Source organism: Streptomyces sp. NPDC050732, assembly GCF_040654255.1.
GTDB lineage: Bacteria > Actinomycetota > Actinomycetes > Streptomycetales > Streptomycetaceae > Streptomyces.
Map to the genome: position 1 here is coordinate 1 of NZ_JBFAHP010000005.1, position 18,354 is coordinate 18,354.

The 18,354-nt window shown below is 72.0% G+C and carries 13 protein-coding genes; 2 read left to right on the plus strand and 11 right to left on the minus strand.

Features of this window, described 5'->3' with window-relative positions:
* From AB0H82_RS05995 to AB0H82_RS06045, 11 genes are all read right to left on the minus strand, one after another.
* Window positions 1–3,143 (minus strand): amino acid adenylation domain-containing protein (locus AB0H82_RS05995; protein ID WP_362989290.1); only part of this gene is annotated, 3,143 nt, incomplete at its 3' end.
* Between the two features lie 176 nt (window positions 3,144–3,319).
* Window positions 3,320–4,633 carry a HAMP domain-containing sensor histidine kinase gene (locus tag AB0H82_RS06000; protein ID WP_362989292.1) on the minus strand — a complete coding sequence of 438 codons (1,314 nt, stop codon included), beginning with the start codon at window positions 4,631–4,633 and terminating at the stop codon, window positions 3,320–3,322.
* Between the two features lie 25 nt (window positions 4,634–4,658).
* Window positions 4,659–5,318, minus strand: coding sequence for a response regulator transcription factor (locus AB0H82_RS06005; protein ID WP_362989294.1), 660 nt, complete (start codon window positions 5,316–5,318; stop codon window positions 4,659–4,661).
* 182 nt (window positions 5,319–5,500) lie between these two features.
* On the minus strand, window positions 5,501–7,642 hold the full coding sequence (locus AB0H82_RS06010) for an ABC transporter ATP-binding protein (protein WP_362989643.1): 2,142 nt from the start codon (window positions 7,640–7,642) through the stop codon (window positions 5,501–5,503).
* A 47-nt stretch (window positions 7,643–7,689) separates the two neighbouring features.
* The gene (locus AB0H82_RS06015) at window positions 7,690–7,914 is read right to left on the minus strand and encodes an MbtH family protein (RefSeq protein ID WP_362989296.1); all 225 of its coding nucleotides are present in this window, start codon (window positions 7,912–7,914) and stop codon (window positions 7,690–7,692) included.
* A gap of 71 nt (window positions 7,915–7,985) precedes the next feature.
* Complete coding sequence (locus tag AB0H82_RS06020; RefSeq protein ID WP_362989298.1) at window positions 7,986–8,837, minus strand: alpha/beta hydrolase; 852 nt, start codon at window positions 8,835–8,837, stop codon at window positions 7,986–7,988.
* Window positions 8,838–8,849: 12 nt separating this feature from the next.
* Complete coding sequence (dpgC, locus tag AB0H82_RS06025; RefSeq protein WP_362989645.1) at window positions 8,850–10,142, minus strand: (3,5-dihydroxyphenyl)acetyl-CoA 1,2-dioxygenase DpgC; 1,293 nt, start codon at window positions 10,140–10,142, stop codon at window positions 8,850–8,852.
* A 292-nt stretch (window positions 10,143–10,434) separates the two neighbouring features.
* Window positions 10,435–11,103, minus strand: a complete 669-nt coding sequence (gene dpgB, locus AB0H82_RS06030; protein WP_362989300.1) for an enoyl-CoA-hydratase DpgB — start codon at window positions 11,101–11,103, stop codon at window positions 10,435–10,437.
* A 14-nt stretch (window positions 11,104–11,117) separates the two neighbouring features.
* Entirely contained in the window at window positions 11,118–12,218 is a 1,101-nt protein-coding gene (gene dpgA / locus AB0H82_RS06035) for a 3,5-dihydroxyphenylacetyl-CoA synthase DpgA (protein WP_362989647.1), read from the minus strand.
* A gap of 120 nt (window positions 12,219–12,338) precedes the next feature.
* Window positions 12,339–14,591, minus strand: coding sequence for an aminotransferase class I/II-fold pyridoxal phosphate-dependent enzyme (locus AB0H82_RS06040; protein ID WP_362989302.1), 2,253 nt, complete (start codon window positions 14,589–14,591; stop codon window positions 12,339–12,341).
* A 167-nt stretch (window positions 14,592–14,758) separates the two neighbouring features.
* A complete protein-coding gene (locus tag AB0H82_RS06045) occupies window positions 14,759–15,901 on the minus strand; it encodes a prephenate dehydrogenase (RefSeq protein ID WP_362989304.1) in 1,143 nt (380 codons plus the stop codon).
* A gap of 216 nt (window positions 15,902–16,117) precedes the next feature.
* Between AB0H82_RS06045 and hppD the strand changes: the two genes are divergently transcribed.
* Together hppD and AB0H82_RS06055 are read left to right on the plus strand one after the other, a co-directional pair.
* Entirely contained in the window at window positions 16,118–17,239 is a 1,122-nt protein-coding gene (hppD, locus tag AB0H82_RS06050; RefSeq protein ID WP_362989306.1) for a 4-hydroxyphenylpyruvate dioxygenase, read from the plus strand.
* Window positions 17,220–18,344 (plus strand): alpha-hydroxy acid oxidase, encoded by a 1,125-nt coding sequence (locus tag AB0H82_RS06055; protein WP_362989308.1) that lies wholly within the window; start codon window positions 17,220–17,222, stop codon window positions 18,342–18,344. The genes hppD and AB0H82_RS06055 overlap by 20 nt, the downstream gene beginning before the upstream one ends.
* Window positions 18,345–18,354 lie beyond the last annotated feature (10 nt).

Consider the following 18,354-nt stretch of genomic DNA (forward strand, 5'->3'; position numbering starts at 1 on the left):
AACAACTCCCCGATCCCCACCTCCACATCCAGCACCGCCCGCACCCGCGCCACCAACCGCATACCCGACAGCGAATCCCCGCCCAGGTCGAAGAACGACGCGTCGGTTCCGACCCGCCCGAGGCCGAGGACCTCGCCGTACAGGCCGCACAGCACCTCCTCCACGGGCGTCGCCGGGCCACGGACGGCGCCCGCGCCCGCGAAGTCGGGGGACGGGAGGGCGGCGCGGTCGAGCTTGCCGTTGGCCGTGATCGGCAGGGTGTCCAGGACCAGCACAGCCGCCGGGACCATGTACTCCGGCAGGTGCTCCCCCACGTACTCGCGTACCGCTCGGGGGTCGAGGGCACCCCGCTCGCGCTGCCGTTCGTCCGGCACGACGTAGCCGATCAGTTGCTTGTCGCCGGCCGAAGCGCCGTCCTGGCGGGCCACCACGACGGCCTGCCCGACCCCCGCGTATCCGGCGAGCACCGACTCGACCTCGCCCGGCTCGACGCGGAACCCGCGCACCTTCACCTGCTCGTCCGCGCGCCCCACGAACAGCAGCTCGCCCTCGGCCGTCCACCGGACGAGGTCGCCGGTCCGGTACATCCGCCGTCCACCGCCGTCACCGAACGGGCAGGCCACGAAACGTTCCGCCGTCAGGCCCGGCCGCCGCAGATAGCCGCGCGCCAGACCGGACCCGGCCACGTACAACTCCCCCACCACACCGGGCGGGACCGGCTGCAACGCCGCGTCCAGGACGTACACCTGCCGGTTGGCGAGAGGTCGCCCGATGGGCAGGGCCGGACGGTCGGGTGCACCGATCGGCAGTGCATGCCAGGTCGCGCAGAGAGTGATCTCGGTCGGGCCGTACAGGTGCCGGACCGCCACGCCCGGGCATGCCTTCCGCACCCGCGCCACCGCACCGACCGGCACCACATCGCCGCCCGTCAGCACCTCCTCCAACCCGGCGAAACACTCCGGGGACTCCTCCGCAAGCACCCGGAACATCCCCGCCGTCACATGCACCACCGACACACCATCCGCAATCGCGGCACGAATGCGAGCCGCATCCACCACACCCGGCCCAGCCACCACCACACGGCCGCCCGCCGCCAGCGGCACCCACACCTCGAACAGCGACACATCAAAGGCATGCGGCGCATGCATCAACACCACACCACCGGGACGTACTGGCCAGCCCGGATCCCCCACCAGCCCCGCCACACTCCCGTGCGGAACCGCCACACCCTTCGGCACCCCCGACGAACCCGACGTATACATCACATACGCCACGTCCCCCGCGCCCACTGACACTGCCGGACCATCGGCATGGCACCCCGCAACAGCCGCACGAACCCCCGGATCATCCAGCACCACGAGCCGCCCACCCATATCCGCAGGGATCACGTCCCGGTACGCCTCCGTACACACCACCGCTACCGGCGCCGAATCCCCCAACAGGAACGTCACCCGCTCCGCCGGATACTCCACATCCACCGGCACATACACCGCCCCCGCACGCCACAGCCCCAACAACGCGATCACCAAATCGACCGAGCGCTCCATCACCACCGCTACACGATCACCACGCCCCACACCCACACCCGCCAGATACGACGCCAGACGCCCCGCCGCCGCATCCAACTGGCCGTGCGTGATGGACCGTTCCGTGTCCACGACCGCCACCGCGTCCGCCGACCAGCCGAGCTGGCGGGCCAGCAACTTCGGCACCGTGTCCGCCGCTGTCGGGCGCGGGGCGGGGTTCCACGCGGTGAGCAGCATGCCTCGCTCGGGTTCGGCCATCAGCGGCACGTGTCCCACCGGCTGCGACGGGTCGGCCGTCAGCTGCTCCAGGAAGTGCAGGAAGGAGCGGTGGCTGCCGCGGAGCCAGGCGCGGTCGTAGGTTTGCGCGTTGGCCTCGAAGGTGATCTCCATGCCGTGGTCGGCGGACGCGCCGCTCACCAGGACGCCGAACTCCTCGACACGGCGGCTGGACAGGTCGTGGACGACGGCCTGTTGGTCTCCGAAGGTGAGGGTTTCGCCGGCCATCGGCATGACGTTCACGTACGGGCCGAAGTACCAGCGGTCGCCGGTGGGCCAGTTGAGTTCGCGGCGCAGTCGTTCGCCCCGGAAGTCCTGGTGGTCGATGAGGTCGCCGATCTCCCCGGCCGCCGTCCGCGCGAGGTCGAGGAGGTTCGTGTCGGCGGTCACGGGGAGGCGGAGCGGCAGGATGTTCGCCTTGGTGCACGGGGTGCGGCGGGCCTGTTCGGTCGTGCGGCCGGCGACCGGGAGGCTCAGGATCGCCTCGTCGGAACCGGTCAGCCTGCCCACGAAGGCGGCGACCGCCGCGACGACGAGGCGGGGCCAGCTCACGTCGGCGCGGGTGGCCGCCGCGCGCAGCGCCGCGACGGCGCGTGGCGACAGGTGCCCTGTCTCGCGCAGGACGGTTTCGGGCGCGCCGGACGCGTCGGGGGCTTCGGGGTCGGCCGGGCCGGTCGTCGTGCGGTGGCCGGGGACGCCGGTCAGGTCGGGGCGGTCCGCGAAGTGCTCGTGCCAGTACCGCCGGTCTGCCTCGTACCGGTCGGAGGCGCGGTGGGCGGACTCCTGTTCCATCAGTTCGCGCAGGGGGGCGTGGTCCGCCGGGGCGAAGGGCTTTCCGTCGAGGAGCGCCGTGTAGACGGTGGCGGCGCGGCGGGCGAGCAGGGTGCAGCCGTAGGCGTCCATCAGGAGGTGGTCGTAGCGCTGGTACCAGATGTGGTGGTCGGGTGCCAGGCGGAAGAGAGCGTGCGAGAAGGGGCGGACGGCGTGGGCGGGGATCTCCTGGTTCAGCTCCGCCCGCATCCACGTTTCGGCGACCGCTCTCGGGTCGTCCTCGGCGGTGAGGTCGAGGAATTCGGCGGGCGGGCGATCTGCGTCTTCACCAGGAAAGATCATCCGTGATCCGCCGGCGCCGTCGTCCTCGAATCGCGCGTGCAGGATTTCTGTCTCGTCCGTCAACTGCCGCAGTACGCGCTCGAATGAGTTTTCGTCGACGGGTCCGAATATCTCGACGTACTGCCCGACGCTGTACAGCCGTCGGGAGCCCGCTACGCGTTGTGCCAGCCATATTCCCTCCTGGGCGTCGAGGAGGGGCAGAGCACGAGCAGCGTTGCCGTTCATCATTCCCCCTGGCCGAGCAATTCCCCTCGGCTGTTCCGGCTGTCCGGGCCATAGGTGCGTCAAGGCCGTACGAGCCGTCCAACCGCGCACTTTCCGCACTTGGACAGAGATACCGGTACGCGCTCAAGGCAGGCCGGACGGGCATGCAAAGGAAAAGGCGCGTGGCCTCGCACGGAGAATTAAATGCTATGGCCCAGGGGGGAATGGGCGCGACCGTCCGCGGTGGGCATTCCCGGCCGTTCCGCCGGTGCCCGGTGCGGAAGCGGTGGGGCCGGTGTCCGCAGGGGGAAGTCCACTTCGACGACGAGGCCGCCCTGGGGCCGCGCGTGCGCGTGCAGGGTCGCGTCGTGGGCCGCCGCGATGGAGCGGACGATGGAGAGGCCGAGGCCGTGGTGTCCGTTGTCGGCCGTCCGGCCGAGGCGCTGGAACGGCTCGAAGAGGCGGCTCACCCCGGCGGGCGGGATCTGCGGGCCGGTGTTGGCGACGCGGACGAAGGCGCGGCCGTTCCTGACGCCGGTCACGACCGTCACCCAGCCGTCGGGCGCGTTGTACCCCATGGCGTTGTCCAGGAGGTTGGCGACGAGACGCTCGACGAGCGCGTCGTCGCCCCAGGTGCACGCCGGTTCGATGTGCGGTTCCAGGCGCAGCCCCCGCCGGTCCGCCTCCGGCCGGGATGCGAGGACCACGTCGCCGGTCAGCTCCGCCAGGTCGAGCGGTTCCCTGCGGTCGAGGCCGCGCTCGCTGCCGGACAGGGTGAGCAGTGATTCCAGGAGGCGGGCCTGCTGTTCGCTGAGGGTCAGCAGCCGCTCGAAGTTGGCGCGGAAGGAGTCGACGGTGGCCTCGCGGTCGATCAGGGACTCCTCCAGGAGGGCGTGTTCGACGGTCAGGGGGGTGCGCAGTTCGTGCGCGGCGTTGGCGACGAAGCGCTTGTGGGAGTCGAGTGCGGCCTCCAGCCGGCCGAGGAGGCCGTCGACGGTGTCGGCCAGGTCCTTCAGCTCGTCGCCCGGCCCGTCGACGGCGAGGCGCTCGTGCACGTTGTGCGCGGAGATGCGCTGGACGGTGGTGGTGATGGTGCGCAGCGGCCGCAGGACGCGCCCCGCGACCAGCCAGCCGAGGCCTATGGCGATCACCGCCATGATCGCCAGTGCGATGCCGGACTGGGTCAGCAGGTGCTGCATCTCGGCGGCGTGCTGGCGCATCGCCTGCTGCTGCTGTGCGTGGGCGAAGCTGTCGACGGCTCCCGGGACCTGGTCGCGGGAGTACATGTGGACGCCGGCGTCGCCGGGTGAGCCGGAGCCGCCGCGGCGGCTGACGAGGACGGTGCTGTTGGGGCGGTTGACCAGCAGGTAGGTGATCGTGAGCAGGACGGCGCCGGACACGACGAACAGCAGGCCGTAGAGCAGGGTGAGCCGCATGCGGACCCGTCGGGGCATGAGGCGCGCGACGAGTCCGGCTCGGGACAGGGCCGCGCGGGCCGCGCTTCGCAGACGCATCGGCATCTCGCTTCGCTTCGTCAGGTCATCGGGGGATCCGGTACCCGCCGCGGGGCACGGTCTCGATCACCGGTGGTGAACCGAGCTTCGGCCGCAGCCTGTTGATGGTCGCCTTGACCGTCGTGGTGAACGGGTCGGTCGCCTCGTCCCACACCCGTTCCAGGAGCTCCTCGGCGGACACGACGCGGCCGCGGGCCGCCATCAGGTATTCGAGGACCGCGAACTCCTTGGGGGTGAGCGAGAGCCGCTGCCCGGCGCGCGTCGCGATCCGCTGGGCCGGGTCGAGCCGCAGGTCGCCGTGGACGAGGACCGGCGGTACGGCCGGCTGGGCGCGGCGGGCCACCGCCCGGATGCGGGCGACCAGTTCGGCGTACGCGAAGGGTTTGGGGAGGTAGTCGTCGGCGCCGAGGCTGAGTCCTTCCACCCGGTCCGCGATCGTGCCGGACGCCGTGAGCATCAGGACTCTCGTGCGGGCGGGTTCGGACATCAGGGCGCCGCACACCTCGTCGCCGTGCACGGTGGGCAGGTCGCGGTCGAGTACGACCACGTCGTAGTCGACGACGGAGGTGCGCTCCAGCGCGCCCTCTCCGTCGTAGACGACGTCGACCGCCATTCCTTCGCGGCGCAGCACTCTGGCCACGGAATCCGCGAGTTCGGCCTGGTCCTCTACCACCAGCACCCTCACAGCCCCACCCCCCGATGGATCATGGCTGACCAGGATCTCCGAGCGGGGGTCACACACTGGTCACAGCCCGCCGCCACGGTTCAGCGTACCGGCGGGGCGCCGGGTGCGGGCCGGTGTGACGGAACGGCATCCGCGATGCGGTGTGCCGCATCGCGGATGCCGTGGGAGGGGCAGGGCTCATCTCATCCGTGGCCAGGGGGCGGTGGGCCGCCGTGGCCCCCCGGTCCACCTGGTCCGCCCGGTCCACCGGGACCACCAGGTCCGCCCGGTCCTGCGAGGAAGACTCCCGGGCCGCCGGGGAAGGCTCCGTGCGGGCCGCCCGGCATCGGGCCGCCGGGACCGCCTGGGCCACCGGTCAGGACGGGGCCGGGGCCGTGCGGGCCGCCGACCGGCTCGGGCACGGGCCCGTCGCCGTTCTTCGAGGGCTGGCGGGAGAACTGTGTGCGGTACAACTCCGCGTACACGCCCTCCAGTTGCATCAGTTCCTCGTGTGTGCCGCGTTCCTGGACGCGGCCCTTGTCGACGACGAGGATCTGGTCGGCGTCCCTGATCGTGGACAGGCGGTGCGCGATCACCAGCGAGGTGCGGCCCTTCAGCGCGGTCTTCAGGGCGCGTTGCAGTGCCGCCTCGGACTCCGAGTCGAGGTGGGCGGTGGCCTCGTCGAGCACGACGATGGGCGGGGCCTTGAGCAGCAGCCGCGCCATGGCCACACGCTGCTTCTCGCCGCCGGAGAAGCGGTAGCCGCGGTCGCCGACCACGGTGTCGAAGCCGTCGGGCAGCGATTCGATCAGGTCCCAGATCTGCGCGGCCTTGCACGCGTCGATCAGTTCCTGCTCGGTGGCGTCGGGCCGCGCGTAGGTGAGGTTGTCGCGGATGGTCGCGTGGAAGAGGTGCGCGTCCTGGGTGACCATGCCGACGGTGTCGTTCAGCGACTTCAGCGTCACGTCGCGGATGTCGTGGCCGCCGATCCGGATGACGCCCTCCACCGGATCGTAGAGCCGCGGCACCAGGTGGGTGATGGTGGTCTTGCCCGCGCCCGACGGGCCGACCAGCGCGGTGAGTTTGCCCGCGGGCACGGTGAACGTCAGGTCGCGCAGGGTCCAGGTGTTCTGCGCCCGCTCCTGCGACGGCAGCGCGATGGACTCCAGCGAGGCGAGCGAGACGTCCGCGGCCTTCGGGTAGCGGAACGACACGTTCTCGAACGTGATCTCCGGTGCCCTGGAACTTCCGTCGGCGGCGGCCGTGGCCGCGGCGGCCGGCAGGGGCACCGCGTCGGGCTTCTCGGAGATCAGCGGTTTCAGGTCGAGGATCTCGAAGAGCCGGTCGAAGCTGACGAGGGCGGTCAGCACGCTCGTCTGCGCGCTCGACAGCTGGTTGATGGGGCCCATCAGCCGGGTGAGCAGCGTCGCGAGGGCCACCAGCGTGCCGATCTGGAACGTGCCCTCGATGACGAGGGCACCGCCGATGCCGTAGACGAGGGCGGTGGCGATGGCGCCGACGAGCGTCATCGTCAGGAAGAGCATCTTGCCGTAGACGGAGGTCAGGACCCCGAGGTCGCGTCCCTTGCGCGCCAGTCGGGAGAACATGTGCGTCTCGGTCGCGGGGCGGCCGTACAGCTTGCTCAGCAGGGCACCGGTCACGTTGAAGCGCTCGTTCATGAACGAGCCGACCTCGGCGTTGACCTGCATGTGCTCCCGCATGATCCGCTGCAGCCTGCGGCCGACGACCCGGCCCGGCAGGATGAAGAGCGGGATCACCACGAGGGAGACCAGGGTGACCACCCAGGACAGGTAGAACATCGCGCCGAGGACGAGGAGCAGGGTCAGCCCGGCGGACACCACCGTGGACAGCAGTGCCGTGACCGCCTGTTGGGCGCCGACGACATCCGTGTTGAGGCGGCTGACGAGGGACCCGGTCTGGGCGCGGGTGAAGAACGCCAGCGGCTGTCGCTGCACGTGGTCGAAGATCTTCGTGCGGAGGTCGTAGATGAGCCCCTCGCTGACCCGCCCCGAGTACCAGGCCTCCGCGAACCCGAAGCCGGTGCTCAGCACGGCGAGGACGGCGACGATCACGGCGATCCACACGACCACCGAGGTGTTGCCGTCGACGATGCCGTCGTCGATGAGGTACTTGAAGAGAAGGGGGGTGGCCACCACGTTGCCCGCGTTGAGCACGGTGACGACCAGGAGAACACCTATGTTGAAGCGATACGGTTTCGTATAGGGGAGGATTCGCTTGGCCGTGCCAGGCTTTATCTTCTGCTTGGTCACCGACTCGTCAGGACCCATCCCCCGCATCAGTACCGGCCCCGGGCCGCCGATCATGGCCACGAAAACCTCCTGTTTCCGTTGTCGTTTCGGTCGGGGAGCGCCTAGCCGGCGGCTTCGAACCTCTCCATCTCTTCGATGAGGCTCTTGGGACGCATGTCCGTCCAGTTCTCCTCGATGTAGTCCAGGCACGCCTTGCGCGTGTCTTCTCCGAACACGGCCTTCCAGCCGGCCGGCACCTCGGCGAAGGCGGGCCAGAGCGAATGCTGGTTCTCGTCGTTCACGAGAACCAGGAAGGTGCCGTTTTCGTCGTCGAACGGGTTCGGCATAACCACTCCGATCAATTTCCGTCGGTCAGTTTCCGTCGACAGGACGTGCAATTCCGTCGGCGGGACGCGTTTCACGCTATCGGGGTGTTTCGAGGCCTACAAGGCTGTCCAGCCTCGGTGAAGAATCCAGTGATCGCGGAATTCACCGCCGCGGGCCTCTCCAGATATCCGTAGTGGCCGCAGCCCGGGATCTCCGTATAGGAGCTGCCGGGAATGCTCCGCGCGACCTCGCGGGACAGGTGCGGGCGGATGACCAGGTCGTCCTGGAAACCGATGACCAGGCACGGCCTGCTGATGCGGCGGTAGGCGGCCAGCCGGTCCGGGATGAGCTGCAGCCCGAGCTGGCCGCGTGCGCCCGTCGCCGTGGCGTCCACGGCCGACAGCTCGAAGACGGCGAGCCAGTCGCGCAGGCGTTCCTCGTCGTTGAGGGTACGCGGGGAGAGGTTCTGCAGGGCCTGTACGTAGGCCGCGAAGCGGGGCGGGAGTTTGCCCCCGCCGTCGGTGAGTTCCACGTCGGCGGCGGTCATCGCGGCGGTAAGGGCGTCGGTGCGTCCGCTGGTCGCCATCAGGACGGCCTGGCTCACGAGGTCGGACCGGGTCAGCAGCAGTTCCTGGACCACGATGGCACCCAGTGAGTAGCCGACGACCCGGCACGCGCCGTCACCCGCGCCCAGGTACTCGATGAGCCCCGCGACGTCCGCGACCATGTCGGCGAGGGTGAACCCGTCGGGGCACGGATCGCTCGGCGGGATCCCCCGGTTGTCGAGCGTGATCACCCGGTAGCCCGCGCCGGTGAGGGCGGGCACCTGGTGGGTCCGCCACATCCGGCCGGGGGCACCGGTGCCGGTGACCATGACGACCGGCTCTCCGGTGCCGTACTCGTCGTAACCGAGGTTGATCCCGTTGATCCGGGCGATCGGCATCGCAGTGTCCCCTCAACCGTGCGGTGTCGCACCGAAGCGGCCGACCTTGTCGATGACGTCCTGGCCGTAGATGCGGAGGGCCTGTTGGAGCGCGAACTCCGCCATGTACGCGCGGAACGCGTCCGGCGGCTCCTCCGCGAGGTTGAGCATCCGCCGGTTGGCGAGCACCGCGGCGCCGTCGAGCCGGGCCAGGCCCGCCTCCACGGCGGCGTCCATGTCCTCGGGCTCCACGACCTCGTCGACGAGCAGCCGCGCGTCGGGCTCGGCGGCCCTGATCCTGCGGCCCTCCAGGATCACCTGCCGGGACAGGCACGGGCCCACGTACCGGCTGAACCGGAAGTTGGCCACGCCGGGGATGATCCCCTCCTTCGCGGCGGGCAGGCTGAGGTAGGCGTCCGACGCGGCCAGCACGTGGTCGCAGACCAGCAGGAGCTGGGCGCCGCCCCCGATGGCGAAGCCGTCGACGGCCGCGACCCACGGCTTCTCCACGAGGGGCGAGTGCCACCGGCCGGGATGGTCGGCGCGCACACCGCGCACGAGCTTGTGCAGATAGCCGAGTTCGCGCCGCAGCAGGAACCCGACGAGCGGAATGTCACCGGAGCTGAGGCTCTTGAGGTTGATGCCCGCGCTGAAGACGCGCCGGCCGCGGTAGCGGGGGTGCGTCATCTCCCCGCCGCGCAGCAGCCCGACCCGGACGGCCGGGTCGAGCAGGGCGAGGTCGACGGCGGTCTCCATGTCGTCGACCTGGCGGACGTCCTCGGCGTTCAGACAGTCGTCCCTGCACAGGGTCAGCCGCGCCACGCCGTCGGCGCGCCGCTCGACGCGCACGGACTCCATCTCCACGACTCCCGTCCGGGTGAACTGGTCCAGGAGCCCCAGGGCCCGCGGGGTCGGCCGCAGCATGGCATCGAGCAGGTGCGGCCCCGCGGACGGGGAACGGAGCACGGCCCGCAGGAAGATGCCCTGGTCGATCTCGTCCCCCTCCTTGGCGGCCTGCGGCCTGCTCCGCTCGGCGGCGAGCCGGGCCTCGCCGGGCACCAAGCCCGGGAAGGCGACGGCCGCGGCGGCGAGAAGTTCCTCGATGCGCGGGGACTCGGTGCGGCCTGCGGTCAACCGGTCGTAGACGGCGTCCGCATACGTGTCGAGGAACGCGACCCGCAGCGCGCGCGCCGCGTCCTTGGCCGCGGCGATGTCGGCACGCTGCTCGGCGGTACGGGCGGACGGCTCGGGCAGCCCGGCCACCAACGCGTCGACGCGCGCCACGACGCCACCCTCCGCGACCGCCTCCGCCCAGGCGTCCCGCACGTCGGCGTGACCGGCCGGGGCCGGGTGCTCCGGGTGTTCCGGGTTCGATGAGTGACTGAGTTGCGGCGACTGTCCCGGTCGCGGCGACTGGTCCGGTTGCGGCGGCGGGCCCGGGAGCGTGGCCGTCACGACGCCTCCTCCCCTGGCCCAACACGGCCACAGGCCGCGAGGCGCGCACCGGGCACGACCGCACGACCGCGCTGAGGCGGATGCCCCGGCTGCCCCGGTCGCGGTGGCCGACCGGGCTGGGGCGACTTCCCTGGCCGCGGCGACTGCCCCGGAAGAGTGGTCGTCACGACGCCTCCTCCCCCGCGCCGGCGGCCTGCCGCAAAGCGCGGTCGCAGGCCGCGAGGTGGGCGCCCAGGGCGTCCTCGAAGCCGGTTGTCGCCGCGTCGAACATCAACTGTCGTCGGATCGCGACCTCCTTGCCGGACAGGCCGCCGGCCAGCTCGGCGATGACGGCGAGCGCGGCCGCCGGATCGTCCGTCAGCTCGTCGACGACGCCGAGCGCCAGCGCCTCGGCCGCCTCGATCGTCCGGCCGAACAGGAGGGCCTTGCGTATCCGGGCGATCCCGGCGAGCCGGACCAGGCGGTAGCCGGCCATTCCGGGCCAGGTGGCCGAGGCGTCGCGCGGGAGGAGCAGCCGCGTGTCCGGGAAGGCGACGCGGACGTCGGCGGCCAGGAACGCTTCGAGCGCGGTTCCGCCGCAGTCGCCGCGGGCCACCGCCACCGTGGCCGCGGGCAGCCGCTCCAGGCGGCGCAGCGCGCGCTCCCACTTGGTGACCAGCATGACGTCGAGATCGTCGGCCCAGCCGTCCCGCGGTGCCCCCGTGACGTGCAGGGCGACGACGGGGGGTCCTGTCCCGTCCTCCGTACGGTCGCAGAGGGCGCCGACGGCCTTGACCGCCGTGGCCGACAGGGGCTCGGATCCGTCCAACTCCAGTGCGTACACCGCGTTCATGGTCTCTGCCGTCCTCACCATCGGATCAGCGCCGTCTCGATCGTGGAGCCCGGCCCCATGGTCATGAGCACTCCGTACTCGCCGGGCCGGGTGACCCCCTCGTCGAGGAGGCGTTCGTACGAGAACAGGAACGAGCCGCTGGACACGTTCCCGTGGTCGCGCAGCACACCGACGGTGTGGCGGACGTCGTGGCGGGTCAGTCCGAGGTTGACGACGACCGCGTCGATCACCTTCTTGCCGCCGGAGTGCACCAGCCAGTGCCGGATGTCGCTCCTGCGCAGCCCGGTGCCCGCCAGCAGCCGGTCGACGACCGGTTCGGCGTGCGCGCCCACCACGTAGGGGATCTGCGGGTCGAGGAAGAAGCTGAACCTGCCCTGGACGCGGTCCCAGTCGTACCGCATGGCGTCGACCGCTTCGGGGATGACGCAGCTCGCGAACTTCAGGACGGTCGGCGCCTCGGCGTACGAGTTCGGACCCTGGGCGGATGTCGTATCCGTGAACAGGGCTACGGCCGCCGCTCCGTCGCCGAACAGGCTGTTCACGACCGCCGTCCGCATCGTCGAGTCCACGGTGTACGCGGCCGAGCACGCCTCCACGCAGAGCACCACGGCGAGCTCCCCGGGGTGGGCCGCCGACCAGCCGGACACCACGCCCAGGGCGTTGAGTCCCGCGTTGCAGCCCATGCCGACGATGTCGGTCCTGCCGCAGTGGCGGTCGATGCCCAACTCGCGGATCAGCAGGGCGCTGAGGCCGGGCGTGAGCAGTCCCGTGGAGGTCACGCAGCACAGATGGCGCAGGTCGGCGAGGTCGGCGCCGGCCTTCTTCAGGCAGGCGCGCAGGGCCTCGCCGCCCATCTCCAGGGCCAGTGCCTTGTGTTTGTCGAGCAGGTCGCCCTGGGACTCGGGGGCGCGCACGCCGTGGGCGTCCTCCGGAGGAAGGGCGAGGTTGCGCCGTTCGATCGCGCTGTTGAGGAACACCGAGCGCACTTTGGGGTCGGTGATCCCGAAGGCGTCCAGCACCTCCAGCTGCGAGTAGGACGCGGCGGTCACGGCCGTGCCCACGCCGACGACGCGGGGGTGGGCGAACGTCGTGGGCGGTGCCGGGTCCATGGTCATCGATGCGGTCCCCGTGGTCATCGGAAGGTCCACCCCCACATTCGTGGCTTGCTGCGCAGGTACCGCATGGTCTCGGTGCCGGTCACTGTCCTGTCCTTCCCTGTCAGGTCGAGCTCGCGGTCAGGTCACCGTTCGCGCGCTCTCCGCCTCGATGAACCGCACGAGCCGCGCGGTGCCCTCCCGGATCTGGGCGGGCGTCAGATAGCTGGTCGACAGGCGGATGCCGTGCAGGCCTCCGCCGTCGGGATGGAAGTACGTCATCGGCGTCCAGATGACGCCGAAGTCCTGTGCCGAGCGGATCAGCGCGGCGTTGTCCGCGCGGAAGGGCACCCGCAGGGTGAGGAAGAACCCGCCCGTGGGTTCGTTCCACCCCACGCCGAGGGCCTCCCGCCGCTCCGGGGGCAGGTGTGCGTCGAGCTCCCTGAGCGTGGCCCGCATGGCATCGCCGTAATAGGTGGCCGCTGCCGCGTTCAGCTCCGAGACCCGGCCGCCCGCCGCGAGGAGCGTGCCCGCCACGGCGGCCTGGCTGAGCGAGGAGGTGTTGACCGTCACCATGCTCTTGATCTTGGCGAGTTCGTCCGCGAGCAGGCCTGTGTGCCCGGACTCGTCGACGACGGGCTGGTCGGCGACGACGAAGCCGACGCGGGCGCCGGGGAACACGGTCTTCGAGAAGGAGCCCAGGTGGACGACCGTGTGCGCGCGGTCCTGGGACTTCAGCGTCGGCAGCGGCGGGCCGGGGCTGACCAGGCGGTAGGGGCTGTCCTCCAGGATGAGGATGCCGTGCCGGGCGGCGAGTTCGAGGAGTTCGGCCCGCGCCCGCGGACCCATCGTGGTGCCCGACGGGTTGGAGTGGTCGGGGACGACGTAGAAGGCGCGGGGCCGGCGCCCGCGGGCCCGCTCGTTCCTGATCGCCGCCTCCAGGTCGGCGCAGGAGACACCGTCCTCGTGCTCCTCGACGGGGGTCACGGCGACGTCCAGGAGGCGGGCCGCTCCGGTGATGCCCACGTAGCAGGGGCTGGAGACCAGGAGCGCGTCGTCGGGGCCGGTGATCAGGGCGCGCAGGACGAGGAGCATGGCCTCCTGCGCGCCGACGGTCACCACGATCGACTCGGCCGGGACGTCGATGTTCTCGTCGGCGCGCAGCGAGTCGGCGATGATCTCGCGGATCTGGCCCGCGGTGGGCCCGTACTGGTACATGGCGGTGCGCACCTGCTGCGGCGAAAGCCCTTGCTCCTCCAGGTGGTTCAGGTACCGGCGGAGGTGGGTGAAGATCTGTTCGTTGTCGAAGAAGCCGTCGTGGGGGCGGCCCGGCGCGAAGGAGATCGCCTCCGGGTAGCGGGAGGTGATCTCGTTGAGGAAGGTCATCGTGTCGAGGACCGGGGCGGACACACTGGCGTGCAGGTCGGCCTTCCGCAGCGGCCGCGCGGCCACGGCCGGTGCCGTGGCCGTCTCTGTGGCCGTGTCCGTGGGGGACGGCGCGGTGCGGACCAGGCCGGGGCCGATGTCCGCGACGGTCGCGGTGCCGGTGAACGTCATCGCCTCGCCGAGCTCCCGGACGAGGCCGTCCAGCGCCTCCGCCACTCCCGCGCGCCCGCCGGCCCGCAGCCCGTCGAGGACGGGGCGCCCGGCGAACACCGCGTCGGCACCGGACGCGAGGGACACGAGGATGTCCGCGCCGCGCCGGATCCCGCCGCTCAGCAGGACCGGGCAGCGCCCCGCCACGGTCTCCGCGATCGCGGGGAGCGCGTCGAGGGAGGTGACCACGACGCCGTCGGCGCCGCTGTCCAGGGCGCGGAGCGCGTCGGACTCGGTGCGCACGCCCGCGACGAGCAGCGGCAGCGCGGTGGCCGCGCGCAGCCCGGCCACGTCGGCCCAGCCGGCGCGGGTGTCGAGCAGGGTGCGGACGTCGCTCGACGGTGCGTGCCGCGTCAGGTTGGCGGGGGCGGCGACCTTCCCGAGGCGGGCATCGTCGCGGCTGCCGAGCGCCAGGAGCACCGCCCCGAATCCGGCGTCCTCGGCCCGCGCGGCGAGGTCGCGTCCGGTGTCGCGGTCCCGGAAGGCGTAGGTGCGCAGCCAGGGCGGGACGTCGGCGGCCGAGGAGAGCTCGCTGAAGGCGCGTTCGGCGAAGGCGCCGACGACCGCGGGGAGTTGGGCGGCGCCCGCGGCGCGGATCACGGCGAGTTCGCCGCCGGGGCGGGCCGGGGCGGCGAGCGGTCCGACGACCAGGGGCGCCGCCCAGACGCGGCCGAGGATCTTCACGGTGGTCTCGGGGGGCCCGGGGTTCCCCGGTGCGCCCTGGCGCAGGCCCTTGCGGTCGAACGCCGCTCGGTTCGCCGCGGAGTGCTCCGGGCCGTCGGCCGTCAGTTCCGGCATGAATTCTCCCAGGCGTCCGGAAGTTATCGGGAAAGTGTCATACGTCGCTCAGAGTCACACGGTTCCCGACGGTCCAACAACGTCGTCCAACCGGCCGATTCGCACACTTGGACAGGCACGGACACGCTTCAACACGCCGGTCGGCGGCCACGCGGAACGCTCGGCGGTCACGCAGGGCTACGGCCCGGCCGGGTCACCGCGACGGTCGCGTCCCGTACGACATCCCATCCCCCGGCGCCGAGCACGGCCACGAGCCGGTCCGCGGTGCGCGGCGGGACGGTGAAGCGTACGGCGAATCCCGCACCGTGCGCGTCCCCGTCCGGCCTCGCTTCCTCGACCCGGGCGTCGTCCGCCGCGATGCCGAAGTCCGCGACCGCGGCGAGGAGCCGTGCCAGTTCGCCGGGGCGGTCCGGGACGGCGACCCGTACGCACAGGTCCTCGGGCGAGGCGCCGGACCGGGTGTCCGGGATCTCCGCGAGGCCGGAGATGCCCCGGTCGAGCAGGTCCACCAGCGTCCGCATGCCGAGGTCCCGCTCCCGGCCGCCGGGTGCGGCGAGCGCGTCCAGCGCCGGCACGAGGCGGGAGAGGTCCCTGTGCAGGTCCCTGAGGACGCCGGCGATCGCCGGGGCGTTGGCCTGGAGGATGTCGCCCCAGAGCCGTGAGTCGCCGCCCGCGATCCGGGTGGCGTCGCGCAGGCCCTGTCCGGCGAGGCGGGGCAGGTCGGCCGGGCCCTCGCGCAGCCGTGCGGCCATCAGGCTGGCCATGAGGTGGGGTACGTGGGAGGTGACTGCCACGGCGGCGTCGTGGTCCTTGCTGCCCATCACGACCGGGACGGCACCGCACAGGGCGACCAGTTCCAGGGCCTGGTCGAAGGTCTCGTCCGAGGTCAGCGGGGAAGGGGTCAGCACCCAGTTGCGGCCCGTGAAGAGGTCGGCGCGGGCGGCGAGCGGGCCCGAGCGCTCCCGGCCCGCCAAGGGGTGGCCTCCGACGTAGCGGTCCGGGTCGGGGGCGTGGCTCAGCGCGGCCCGCTCCGGCTCGGCCTTCACGGACGCCACGTCGGTGTAGCTGTCGGCGAGGCGGCGGCCCTGCGCCTCGGCGAGCACGGCACCCACCTGGCTGGGCGGCACGGCGAGCACGGCCAGGTCCACCGGTTCGGCCGGGGTCCGCACGAATCCGGCGCCGAGCGCGGCGGCCGTCCGGGCCGCCGCGGGGTCACGGTCGGACAGGTACACCGTCACGCCCCGCCGGCTCACGGCCAGCGCGACGGAGGTGCCGATCAGGCCCGTGCCGATGACGGCCATGGTGCGCATCACAAGTCATCACCCGTCCAAACAAGTCAGCACCCGCCAAAGGCCATCGGCCATAAACCGAAAACTGAAGGATAAAGGACCACCAGCTTTATGCGCGGCCCTGCGAAGTCGGCCTCCTGGACGGTGAAGTCCGGCGTCCATAACGGCCGTAGCCAGATTCGCGACCGGGCTCGTAGAGTCCCAGGAGCTCATTTCTCTCCGGATCTGGAGACCTTCATGAGGGATTTATCGGAATCACCGGAATCAGCAGAATCAGCGGATCCGCTCGCGGATCTCTCCATCGACTACGTGGAGATGTACGTCGAGGACCTGGACGCGGCGGTGGCCCACTGGACCGACCGGTACGCGTTCACCGTGATCGGCACCAGCACCTCCGCCGAGCACCGTGGCATCACCGTGCGGCACGGGAAGATCACGCTCGTCCTGACCCAGGCGACCTCCGAGCTGCACCCCGCGTCCGCGTACGTGATGGCCCACGGCGACGGCGTCGCGGACATCGCGCTGCGCACCGCCGACCCGGAAGCGGCGTTCCAGGCCGCGCTGGCCCGCGGCGCCCTGGCCCACCGGCATCCGGCGCCGCCGACCGAGGCCGGTCCCGGCACCACCGCGGCGCTCCGTGGCTTCGGGGACCTCGTCCACACCCTGGTCCGGCGCGCCCCCGGGGAAGGCCCCGGGCTGCCCGTCGGCCACGTCCCGGTGGCAGCGCCGGACACCGAACGGTCCGACGCCGTCGGCCTGTTGGAGCTCGACCACGTCGCGGTGTGCCTGCCCGCGGGCGACCTCGACGCGATGGTCGCCTACTACCGCGACGCCCTCGGCTTCCGGTTCGTCTTCGAGGAGCACATCGTCGTGGGCACGCAGGCCATGGAGTCGAAGGTCGTGCAGAGCCGTTCGGGGACCGTGACCCTCACGCTGATCGAGCCCGACACCTCGGCCGCCACCGGCCAGATCGACGAGTTCCTCAAGGGGCATCAGGGCGCGGGCGTCCAGCACCTGGCGTTCTCCTCGCGGGACGCGGTGAGCTCGGTGCGGGCCCTGTCCGAGCGCGGCGTCGCGTTCCTGCGCACCCCGTCGTCGTACTACGACCTGCTCGGCCGGCGCGTCGAGCTGGGCGAGCAGCGGCTGGCCGACCTGCGCTCGACGCACGTGCTCGCCGACGAGGACCACGACGGCCGGCTCTTCCAGATCTTCACGGCGTCCACCCACCCGCGGAAGACCCTGTTCTTCGAGGTCATCGAGCGGCAGGGAGCGGCGACCTTCGGCAGCGCGAACATCAAGGCGCTCTACGAAGCGGTGGAGCTGGAGCGGACGAAGCAGCGTGGATTCGACCAGCGCTGAAGCGGGGCACCGGCCCGCGGTCGACCGTCTCCACTGTCTGGCCGACGTCGAACGTGCCGCCGACGCGGTCCTGCCCGCCGCCGTCCGGGACTTCGTGGCCGGCGGCAGCGGCGCGGAGGTGACGCTCGACGCCAACCGCGCGGCCCTCGACCGGGTCTTCGTCGTGCCGCGCGTCCTGCGGGACGTGTCGCGGTGCACGACGGAGGCCACCCTGCTCGGGCGTCCTGCCCGGCTGCCGCTCGCGGTCGCGCCGGTCGCCTACCAGCGGCTGGTGCACCCCGAGGGGGAACTGGCCGCCGCCCGGGCGGCGAAGGCGGCGGGCGTGCCGTTCACCGCGAGCACCCTCAGCAGCGTCCCGGTGGAGCGGCTCACCGCGGTCGGCGGAGCCGTCTGGTTCCAGCTGTACTGGCTGCGGGAGCCGGGGCGCTCCCTCGACCTGGTCCGGCGGGCCGAGGACGCCGGCGCGGAGGCGGTCGTGCTCACGGTCGACGTGCCGTGGATGGGCCGCAGGCTGCGCGACGTGCGCAACCGGTTCGCGCTGCCGGACCACGTGCGCGCCGCCCACCTCGCGGCGGGGCCCTCCGCCGCCCACCGGCCGCCTTCCGGCGCAGCCTCCGCGCTGGCCGCGCACACCGGGGCGGCGTTCTCGCCCGCGCTGACGTGGTCGTCGGTGGCGGCGCTGCGGGAGCGGACCCGGCTGCCGCTGGTGCTGAAGGGTGTCCTCGCGGCCGAGGACGCGGTGCGCGCCGCCGAGTGCGGGGTCGACGCCGTGGTGGTGTCGAACCACGGCGGCCGCCAGCTGGACGGCGCCGTGCCGAGCGTCGACGCGCTGCCGGACGTGGTGGCGGCCCTTGCCGGCCGGTGCGAGGTCCTGCTGGACAGCGGCGTCCGCAGCGGTACGGACGTGCTCAGGGCGCTGGCACTCGGCGCGTCCGGCGTGCTGGTGGGGCGTCCGCCGCTGTGGGGTCTCGCGGTCGGCGGTGAGGACGGAGTGCGGCGGGTCCTCGAACTCCTGACGGACGAATTCCGGGACGCTCTGGGACTCGCGGGATGTGCGGACGTGGCTGCGGCGCGCGAACTGCGGGCGGTCCGCCGGGAGTGGTGAATCCGTGGCG

Bases quoted from the DNA above. Each gene is read 5' to 3' on its own strand.
- AB0H82_RS06000 (WP_362989292.1), bottom strand. From the start codon at position 4,633: ATGCGTCTGCGAAGCGCGGCCCGCGCGGCCCTGTCCCGAGCCGGACTC.
- AB0H82_RS06010 (WP_362989643.1), bottom strand. From the start codon at position 7,642: ATGATCGGCGGCCCGGGGCCGGTACTGATGCGGGGGATGGGTCCTGAC.
- AB0H82_RS06015 (WP_362989296.1), bottom strand. From the start codon at position 7,914: ATGCCGAACCCGTTCGACGACGAAAACGGCACCTTCCTGGTTCTCGTG.
- AB0H82_RS06020 (WP_362989298.1), bottom strand. From the start codon at position 8,837: ATGCCGATCGCCCGGATCAACGGGATCAACCTCGGTTACGACGAGTAC.
- dpgB (WP_362989300.1), bottom strand. From the start codon at position 11,103: ATGAACGCGGTGTACGCACTGGAGTTGGACGGATCCGAGCCCCTGTCG.
- dpgA (WP_362989647.1), bottom strand. From the start codon at position 12,218: ATGACCATGGACCCGGCACCGCCCACGACGTTCGCCCACCCCCGCGTC.
- AB0H82_RS06040 (WP_362989302.1), bottom strand. From the start codon at position 14,591: ATGCCGGAACTGACGGCCGACGGCCCGGAGCACTCCGCGGCGAACCGA.
- AB0H82_RS06045 (WP_362989304.1), bottom strand. From the start codon at position 15,901: ATGCGCACCATGGCCGTCATCGGCACGGGCCTGATCGGCACCTCCGTC.
- hppD (WP_362989306.1), top strand. From the start codon at position 16,118: ATGAGGGATTTATCGGAATCACCGGAATCAGCAGAATCAGCGGATCCG.